General features: G+C 66.6%; 8 protein-coding genes. 7 read left to right on the top strand and 1 reads right to left on the bottom strand.

From position 1 onward, the window contains the following. Nucleotides 1-116: 116 nt before the first annotated feature. Nucleotides 117-1,553 carry an amino acid permease gene (locus AC5RV2_RS11780; RefSeq protein ID WP_494092481.1) on the bottom strand — a complete coding sequence of 479 codons (1,437 nt, stop codon included), beginning with the start codon at nucleotides 1,551-1,553 and terminating at the stop codon, nucleotides 117-119. Nucleotides 1,554-1,855: 302 nt separating this feature from the next. Between AC5RV2_RS11780 and AC5RV2_RS11775 the strand changes: the two genes are divergently transcribed. The 7 genes from AC5RV2_RS11775 to AC5RV2_RS11745 all read left to right on the top strand — a co-directional run bounded on the left by AC5RV2_RS11775 (nucleotide 1,856) and on the right by AC5RV2_RS11745 (nucleotide 8,520). Then, nucleotides 1,856-3,202: a hemolysin family protein gene (locus tag AC5RV2_RS11775; RefSeq protein ID WP_494075856.1), complete on the top strand. Its 1,347-nt coding sequence runs from the start codon at nucleotides 1,856-1,858 to the stop codon at nucleotides 3,200-3,202. Beyond that, complete coding sequence (locus AC5RV2_RS11770) at nucleotides 3,203-4,243, top strand: hemolysin family protein (RefSeq protein WP_494075855.1); 1,041 nt, start codon at nucleotides 3,203-3,205, stop codon at nucleotides 4,241-4,243. Between the two features lie 160 nt (nucleotides 4,244-4,403). Beyond that, the gene (locus tag AC5RV2_RS11765; protein ID WP_493977146.1) at nucleotides 4,404-4,736 is read left to right on the top strand and encodes an ArsR/SmtB family transcription factor; all 333 of its coding nucleotides are present in this window, start codon (nucleotides 4,404-4,406) and stop codon (nucleotides 4,734-4,736) included. 13 nt (nucleotides 4,737-4,749) lie between these two features. Beyond that, the gene (locus AC5RV2_RS11760) at nucleotides 4,750-5,247 is read left to right on the top strand and encodes an SRPBCC family protein (protein ID WP_494092480.1); all 498 of its coding nucleotides are present in this window, start codon (nucleotides 4,750-4,752) and stop codon (nucleotides 5,245-5,247) included. Between the two features lie 234 nt (nucleotides 5,248-5,481). Next, on the top strand, nucleotides 5,482-6,384 hold the full coding sequence (locus AC5RV2_RS11755) for a diacylglycerol/lipid kinase family protein (RefSeq protein WP_494075853.1): 903 nt from the start codon (nucleotides 5,482-5,484) through the stop codon (nucleotides 6,382-6,384). A gap of 172 nt (nucleotides 6,385-6,556) precedes the next feature. Beyond that, entirely contained in the window at nucleotides 6,557-7,189 is a 633-nt protein-coding gene (locus tag AC5RV2_RS11750) for a CG0192-related protein (protein WP_494092479.1), read from the top strand. Continuing rightward, nucleotides 7,186-8,520 carry a DUF2254 domain-containing protein gene (locus tag AC5RV2_RS11745; protein ID WP_494092478.1) on the top strand — a complete coding sequence of 445 codons (1,335 nt, stop codon included), beginning with the start codon at nucleotides 7,186-7,188 and terminating at the stop codon, nucleotides 8,518-8,520. Before AC5RV2_RS11750 ends, AC5RV2_RS11745 begins: the two co-directional genes overlap by 4 nt. Nucleotides 8,521-8,610: the final 90 nt, after the last annotated feature.

Genomic DNA, 8,610 nt, shown 5'->3' with positions numbered 1-8,610 from the left:
TCATCCGGCGCGGGGCCGTCGCCCGGGCTGCGCTGGTCGACTGAGCCCGCCCGACGCCGGCTACGAAACCGCTATGGTTCCGCGGCGCCCGGGTTACTGCTCCATGGGCGCCTGACTTACTGCTCTACCGGTGCCGGAGTAGCCTCCGCAGCCGCGTCCACACCGGTCTCGTCCACCAGTTCCGCGCGGCGCCGCCCGGCGCCCTTGACGCCGAAGCGGTAGGCCACGAACAGCAGGGCGATCCACGCGCAGCCCACCACCAGCGCCACCCGCGTGTCCGGCATGATGCCCAGCAGCACCACGATGAACACCATGAACGCCAGCGCCAGGTAGGACGCCACCGGCCAGAACGGCACCGGGAATTCCGAGGCCGGCAGCCCCTTCCGCGCAATTTCCCGCTTCATCGCGATGTGGGAGAGCAGGATCATCAGCCACACCCAGACGGTGGCGAACGTCGCGATCGACGCAACGATCAGGAACAGGGACTCCGGCAGGAGCGCATTGAGCACGACGCCAGCCAGCAGCACCGCGGCCATCGTCGCCACCGTCATCCACGGCACCCCGTGGCGGGAGATCTTCGCGAAGGCCTTCGGCGCATGGCCCTGCTCGGCCAGCCCGTACATCATCCGCCCGGCACCGAAGGTGTCGGAGTTGATGGCGGAAATGGCGGCGGTGATCACCACGGCGTTGAGGATGTGCGCGGCCGCCGGGATACCCAGCATGTCGAAGATCTGCACGAACGGGCTGGTGGAACCGTCGATCCGGTCCCATGGCGAGATCATCATCAGCACGGCCAGGGTGCAGACGTAGAAGAGCAGGATCCGCACCGGCACCGTGTTGATCGCGCCCGGGATGGCCTTCTTCGGGTTCTTTGCCTCGCCCGCCGTGATGCCGATGGTCTCGATTCCGCCGAACGCAAACATCACGATGGAGAAGGAGGCCAGCAGCCCCCAGAACCCGTTGGCGAAGAAGCCGCCGGACCCCAGCATGGTCTCCAGTCCCGGGTTGGCTCCGTCCGGCAGCCCGAAGCCGAAGACGATGATCGCGGCGCCGCCGACAATCATGGCGATGATCGCCGCGACCTTAACCAGCGACAGCCAGAACTCGGTCTCGCCGAACACCTTGACCTTGACCAGGTTAAGGGCGGCGATGAAGAACACGACGGCGAGGATCCAGATCCAGCGCGGCACCTCGGGGAACCAGAAGCCCATGTAAATGCCGAACGCCGTCACGTCCGCGATCGCGACGATGGCCATCTCGAACGCGAACGTCCAGCCGGTGATGAACCCCGCGAACGGGCCCAGGTAGCGGCTGGCGTACTGGCCGAACGACCCGGAGACCGGGTGCCGCACCGCCATCTCGCCCAGCGCCCGCATGACCAGGAAGACCGCGGCTCCGCCGATGGCGTAGGCCAGCAGCACGGCCGGACCGGCGGCCTGGATCGCGGCGGCCGAGCCGTAGAACAGGCCGGTGCCGATCGCGGAACCGAGGGCCATGAAACGGATGTGGCGGACAGTCAGGCCACGCGCGAGCGCGGACGCGAGTTGCGGCATGGGAGAAACAACCTTGCTGGAGGGAGACGGCCGGTGTAGAAAATGCGGCCAATCAATTCTACGCCCCGCCGGCAAGCCGGCCGCACCGCGGTTCGATGGCCGGCAAGGGATCCGTCTTTTGCAGTGCACGGGTCGGCAATGGCAAAATTGTGGTGTCCACGACGACTAGGTCGCGGGCCTTTTGTGTCTTTTGATCTTGAGAGGATCTGATGTCCACTCCCGGTGACAGTCCGGGGCATAGTCCATGCCCCCTGCTGACCCTCGAAAATACTCCGAGAAAAGCAGCAGGGGGGTGTTTGTAAGTGGAACTGGTGTCGATCCTCGGCGGCCTCCTCCTGGTCGCCGGCTGTGGCTTGTTTGTTGCGGCCGAATTCTCCCTGATCACGGTCAATCGCAACGCGGTCAGGGACGCCGCAGCGGCCGGCGACAAGAAGTCCGTCGGCGTCTTGAAGGCGATGAACACGCTTTCCACCCAGCTGTCCGGCGCCCAACTGGGCATCACGCTGACCAACCTGGGCATCGGCTTCCTTGCCGAACCGGCGATTGCCGTCCTCGTACTGGGTCCCCTCATGGATGCCGGGCTGGCCGAGCCGGCGGCCCGCTCCGTTTCCATCACTATCGCCTTGGTCCTGGCGACCGTGTTGACCATGGTCTTCGGCGAGCTGGTTCCCAAGAACCTGGCGATCGCCAAACCGCTGGCCACCGCGCGTGCCGTCTCAGGCTTCCAGCGCGGATTCAGCGCCGCGACCAAGCCACTGCTCGTGTTCTTCAACGGCACCGCCAACAAACTGGTCCGCGCGATGGGCATCGAGCCGCAGGAAGAACTCGCGTCCGCCCGTTCCGCCGAGGAGCTGACCGTTCTGGTGCGCCACTCGGCCCGGCAGGGCGTACTGCCGGAGGAGACCGCAGAACTGGTCCGCCGGTCGTTCGCGTTCGGGGCCCGGCGCGGCCACGACGCCATGACGTCCCGTACCCGGATAGTCTCTGTCGCCCCCGATCAAAGCGTTCAGGAGATGCTGGCCATCGCCGCCGCCAGCGGCCACTCACGCTTCCCCGTCATGGAGCCCGGGTCCCATGAGGTGCTGGGCATCGTCCACATCCGGCGCGGCCTGGCCGTGCCCTTTCTCGACCGCGGCCGCCGCAGCGTCACCGAGATCATGGATGCCCCCACGCTGATCCCGGACACCGTTGAACTCGACGACCTGATGGACACGCTGCGGGCCGGCGGCCTCCAGATGGCGATTCTGATCGACGAGACCGGTGACGTGGCCGGTCTGATCACCTTGGAGGACCTCGTCGAGGAGCTCGTGGGTGAAGTCGTGGACGAACACGACCCCGACGACGGCAGCAGTGAACGCCTGCCCTTCGGCGTGTGGCGTCTCGACGGCGCACTGCGCCCCGATGAAGCGACAGAGATCCTCGGTCACGCCATTCCGGACGGCACCGAGTACGACACCATCGCCGGCCTGTTGACCCTCCATCTGGGCCGGATCGCCGAGCCCGGAGACACCGTCGAACTGGTGACGGAGCAGTCCCATGGCCACCCGGCAGCCAAAATCGAGCTGTGCGTCGAGGAGATGGACGGTGCAAGGATTTCGAAGCTCCTCGCCACCGCCACGCCCCTCGGCACCGAAGAAGAGGGCCGCTAAGTGGATGCCGCCGGAATCATCCTGACCATCGTCCTGCTCGCCGCGAACTTCTTCTTCGTCGGCGCAGAATTCTCCCTCATCGCTGCACGCCGAAGCATTGTCGAGCCCCGAGCAGAGCAAGGCGGCCGGGCCTCCAAGATGACCCTGTGGGCCATCGAGAACGTCTCGCTCATGATGGCCGGCGCGCAGCTGGGCATCACCGTCTGCTCCCTGGCGCTGGGCTACGTCACCAAACCCATGGTGGTTTACGCCCTTGAAGGGCCTTTCAGCGCCTGGGGAGTCCCCGCAGGCTTGATCGACCCGATCGCCTACGCCATTGCCTTGAGCGTCGTGACGTTCCTGCACGTGGTCCTCGCCGAGATGGTGCCGAAGAACATCGCCTTGGCCGGACCCGAGCGGATGGCCTTCGTCCTCGGGCCGGTACTGGTCGTCGTCGTCCGCATCCTGCAACCGCTGCTGTGGTGCATGAATGCCATCGGCAACGGGATCCTGCGCCTGTTCAAGGTCGAACCCAAGAACGAGGTCGCCAGCACGTTCACCCGCGACGAGGTGGCCGGCCTGGTCGAAGAGTCACGCGAAGGCGGGCTGCTCGACAAGCAGGATGAACGCCTCCTGCTCGGTGCCCTGACTTTCGAGGAACGGTCGGTCGAGAGCATCGTGATCCCGCTCAGCAAGGTCACCACCCTTCCGTCCGGATGCACCCCGGAGCAGATCGAACAGGTCGCCGCCAACGGCTTCTCCCGCTTCCCGGTTCAGTCTGCCACCGGGGAGTTGAAAGGATACGTCCACGTCAAGGACCTGCTCGGACTCGATGCAGCGGCCAGAAACCAGCCGTTGCCGGCCAGCCTGGTCCGCGACCTGCCGCAGGTGAACCTGAACGCCGCGCTGCGGTCCTCGTTGCACCGCATGCAGCGGGAAGGGGCACACCTGGCGCTTGCCATCGACGACTCCGGACGCCCGTACGGGATTGTGACGCTCGAGGACATGCTGGAAGAGCTCGTCGGACAAATCCGTGACGACAGCCGCAGCACCCGCGCCTGACGCTGCAGGGCAGACCTGAAGTTGCATAGAGGCGAGGCCGCTCCAATCCGCCGTGGGCTCGCCGAGTCGGCCGTTGAGCCGGACTCGGCGAGCCGTACTCCGAAGTTCGGTACGCCAGACCCTTGACCCCTTGTCGACCCAGGGACTAACCTGCAACCAAATGGTTGTAGATCAAGTCAGTGACCTCGAGTTGGACCGCCTTTTCCAAGCGCTCGCCGACGCTACCCGCCGCGACATCGTGGCCCGGGTGCTCACCGGCGAGTTCTCGGTGTCGGGTCTGGCGGCGGGGTACAAGATGAGTTTCGCCGCGGTACAGAAACACGTCGCGGTGTTGGAACGGGCTTCCCTGGTGGTTAAGGAGAAGCGCGGAAGGGAGCAGATGGTGCGGCCTCATCCTGAAGGAGTGCGAAGAGCGCGTCGCCTGCTCGACGAATACGAGATGCTCTGGCGCCAACGCGTTGACCGGATCCAGGACATTCTCGCCAAGGGATAGTAAGGACACCGTCATGCCGATCACCGACACCAAGCAGGACCTCGAGGGCCTGAAGTTCACCATCGTGGCCGAGTTCGACGCACCCGTCGAGCGCGTCTGGCAGCTCTGGGAAGACCCGCGCCAGCTGGAACGCTGGTGGGGGCCCCCCGAGTGGCCCGCCACCTTCGCCAAGCACGAGTTCACTCTCGGCGGCCGGGCCAGTTACTACATGACCGGGCCGGACGGCGAGACGGCCGGCGGCTGGTGGAAATTCACCGCCATCGAGGCCCCGCACCGGCTGGCCTTCGAGGACGGGTTTGCGGACGACGACGGCGAGCCGGTGGCGGACATGGGCACCACCTACGCCACCGTGACGCTGGAATCCATCGACGGCCGCACCCGGATGACCACCGAGTCCAGGTTCGAGTCCGCCGAGCAGCTGGAGAAGATGCTCGAGATGGGGATGGTCGAGGGGATGCAGGGAGCCATGGGCCAGATCGATGCCATCCTCGCCGAGCCCGCGTCGGTCTGAACCCGGTCGCCGAGCCCGCGTCCGTCTGAACCCGGTCGCGGACAGGCATAAGGAGACTGCGCGTGCGCCTGCACTTTCTGCGCCAGCCAGGCTCTCATCCCGGCCTCGGAAGCCGGTTCGTCCCGCGGGACTAGGTGAATTGACCTGTTCTCCTGGACGAGGTGAATTCGCCTGTCCCGTCGCTCGGTCAATGCCCCGCGACTCGGCGGCCTTCGTGGTTGCATACTGGAGTGCATGAGGGAAATCACTCGGACCTTTGCAGCGATTATCATCATCTACAATCCCAACAGCACCGGGGACGCACCGAAGCTCGCTGAGCAGTTCCGCGATGAGCTGCGAGGTCAGCTTTCCTACCGACCGGACATCGAACTGCAACCGACCGGCCATGCCGGCCACGCGGTCATGCTGGCCCGTGACGCGGCGGCCTCAACCCATGACGTTCTCATAGTGTCGGTCAGCGGCGACGGAGGGTATAACGAAGTAGTCAACGGTGTTATGCAAAGTGGTAACCCGGACGCCGTGTGCGCCGTGATGGCTGCAGGGAATGCGAACGACCACCGGCGGACCACTGGCACGATGCCGCTAGCGGAAGCCGTCGCCTTGGGACGGACGAGGCATATCGACTTGCTGCGCATCCACACGGGCCAAGGACCGGACGCCGCGGGAGAATATGCGCACTCCTACGTGGGATTCGGACTGACGCCGGTGATGGCCATCGACTTGGAAAAGGGGAGCAAGGGCGCGCTCAAGGAGATGTTCTCCGTGGTGCGTACGTTCTCGAAGTTTCAGCCGTTCGAAATCCGCCAAAGCGACGGAAAACGCCGGAAGTTCGACAGCATCGTCTTCGCCAACATAGCCGAGATGGCGAAGTACGCCACGCTCAGCGAGGCCGACGACAAACTTGCGGATGGAAAATTCGAAGTCATCATTTTCCCCCACATGTCCAAGTGGCGCGTACTGCTGAAGGCTCTGCGCGCCACTACCCAAGGGCTGGGGGACCAGCCAAGCGTGAGCAGCTACGAGTTCACCACGCTTAAGCCCCTGCCATATCAGGTCGACGGCGAGGTGAAATCTGTTGACGCCGGAACTTTCGTCAGGGTCGAGAGCGCCCCGGCCGCCCTGCCGATTCTCGGGTGAGGGCATTTTTGAAGGACAGTTGCTGCTGATGCACCGCAGTGGCCGCCCTCGGATGAGGAGGAACCGGACCGGCCGGCCGAAGGCGCTGCCACCGGGTCGCGGCCCACGCGGAGATTCGCGATGCGATGCGCGCAGGTACGGTCTGGGACCCCCGCGTGAGTAGGCTACACACATGGCCATCATTTACGACGCAGTGTTGAATCCCACCAAGCAAGAGCTGCTGGCGGCATGGGTGCCCGAACAGCCGTGGTTCCAAGAACTCGGGGCAGACGCCGCCGAACTGGAACACCTTGGTGCCTTCCGCTTCGACGATCCGGACGGGGAGGTCGGCATGGAAACCCACCTGGTCCGGGCCGGCAACGGTCCCGTGCTGCACGTCCCGTTGACCTACCGCGGCGCGCCCCTGCCCGGCGCTGAACAGTTCCTTGCCGGCACCATGGACCACTCGGTGCTCGGCGACCGCTGGATCTACGACGCCTGCGCCGACCCGGTCTATGCCGCCGCGCTGGCCACGGTCATCATCCAGGGCGGTTCGGGCGCGGAGGTGTTCCGCGACGTGGACGGAAAGCTCGAGCCGGCGACCGGCGCCCTCCCGGTGCGCGGCAGCGGCGGCCCCGGCGGCATCGTTCCCACCACGACGACGGCGGTGCCCACCACCGAGGGCAGCGTCACCACGATCGACGCCAACCCGCTGACGCTCACCGTATACCGCGCCCCCGGTTCCCAGGAGCGGCCGGCCACCGCCCTGACGCTGACCTGCTCGCTGCCGGGCCAGCCGCCGCTGATCCTCGCCTCCGCTTGGTGAAGCAGGCCCCGGGGCAGGCCTGGGGCCTGCGGCTTGCAGCCTTCCGCTACCGCTTCAAGGAGAGCCTCTTCCTCTTCCCGGCCGTGGTGATGCTGGCCGGCATCGCCCTGGCGATCGGTGCCACCGCGGTCGACAACGCCCTCGGCCACGATGCTGCCGTGCCGCTCACGCTGGCGATGAGCAGCAATGCCGCCACCTGGCTGCTGTCCACCGTCGCCGGCGCGATGATCACCACGGTCGGCGTCGTCTTCTCGCTCACCGTGGTCAGCCTGCAATTGGCCAGCGATCAGTTCTCACCCCGCGTCATGCGCTCGTTCATCCGGGACCGGCTGAGCCAGGCGGTGATCGGCCTGCTGGTTGCCACGTTCTTTTACTGCGTCCTCATCCTGCCGAGCCTGAGCGGGGAACCCACCGAGCCTGCGCCGCGCGTATCCCTGACGATCGCCGTCGTCCTCACGCTGGTGACGGTGGTGGGGATCATCGTCCACCTGGACCATCTCGCCCGGGGCCTGCAGGTGGGCAACGTCGCCCGTGTCATCGCGGTCGAGGGCCGAGCCGTCGTTGCCGCCCGCGACCGGGTGCCCGCCGGCCTGCAGCGCGTGGACCCCGCAGAGTTCCCTGTCCCCGAGGATGCCGCCGTCGTCCCCAGCCAGGCCAGCGGATGGGTCAGCCAGGTGGACAGCGGCCAGCTTCTGGCAGCAGTCCCCGCCGGTACAACGGTGCGGATGGAGACCCGCGTGGGGGCCTACATCCATGCCGGCGAGCCGCTGGTCACCGTGTGGCCGGCCCCGCCGGAGCGCAGCCGGGAAAGGCTGACCGGCGCGTTTGAAGTGGCCGCCGCGCGGACCATGCTGCAGGACGTCGACTTCGCCATCCGGCAGCTCGTTGACATCGGCCTGCGGGCGTTGAGCCCGGCCGTCAACGACCCCACGACCGCCGTGGAGGTCATCCTGCGACTGGGCAGCCTCCTGCGGGCGGTCCTGACCGCCCCGCTTGCTCCGGAGGCGCTCAGGGACGAAGCAGGCCGGGTCCTCGTGCAGCCGTGGAACCTGGACCACCGCGAATACATCAACCATGCCTTCGACCAGCTCCGCCAGACCTGCCTGAACCAGCCGGAGGTGGTCGCCGCGCTGCTTCGGGTCCTGCGCATGCTCACCGCGCACGTCCGTGCCGAGGGCCACGCCGAACACGCGCCGGCCCTGGACCGGCAGATGCAATTACTCCTCGAGGCACTGCGGGACCAGCCCGGGCTGCATCCCGAGGACCTCCGGCGCCTCGAGGCGCTTTCTTCCGACGAGACGGACCCCGCCGACCACAGCCACAGCCGGTAGCCCGGCGTTACTTCACGCCGCGATTCCTGCGGAGCACGACGGCGGTGGCGGCGCCGGCGGCGAGGACCAGAGCCGCGCCGATGCCCCAGG

The sequence above is a fragment of the Arthrobacter sp. Y3225116 genome (assembly GCF_059091245.1).
The sequence above is the reverse complement of the archived record's forward strand: the minus strand, read 5'-3'. Positions and strand labels throughout refer to the sequence as shown.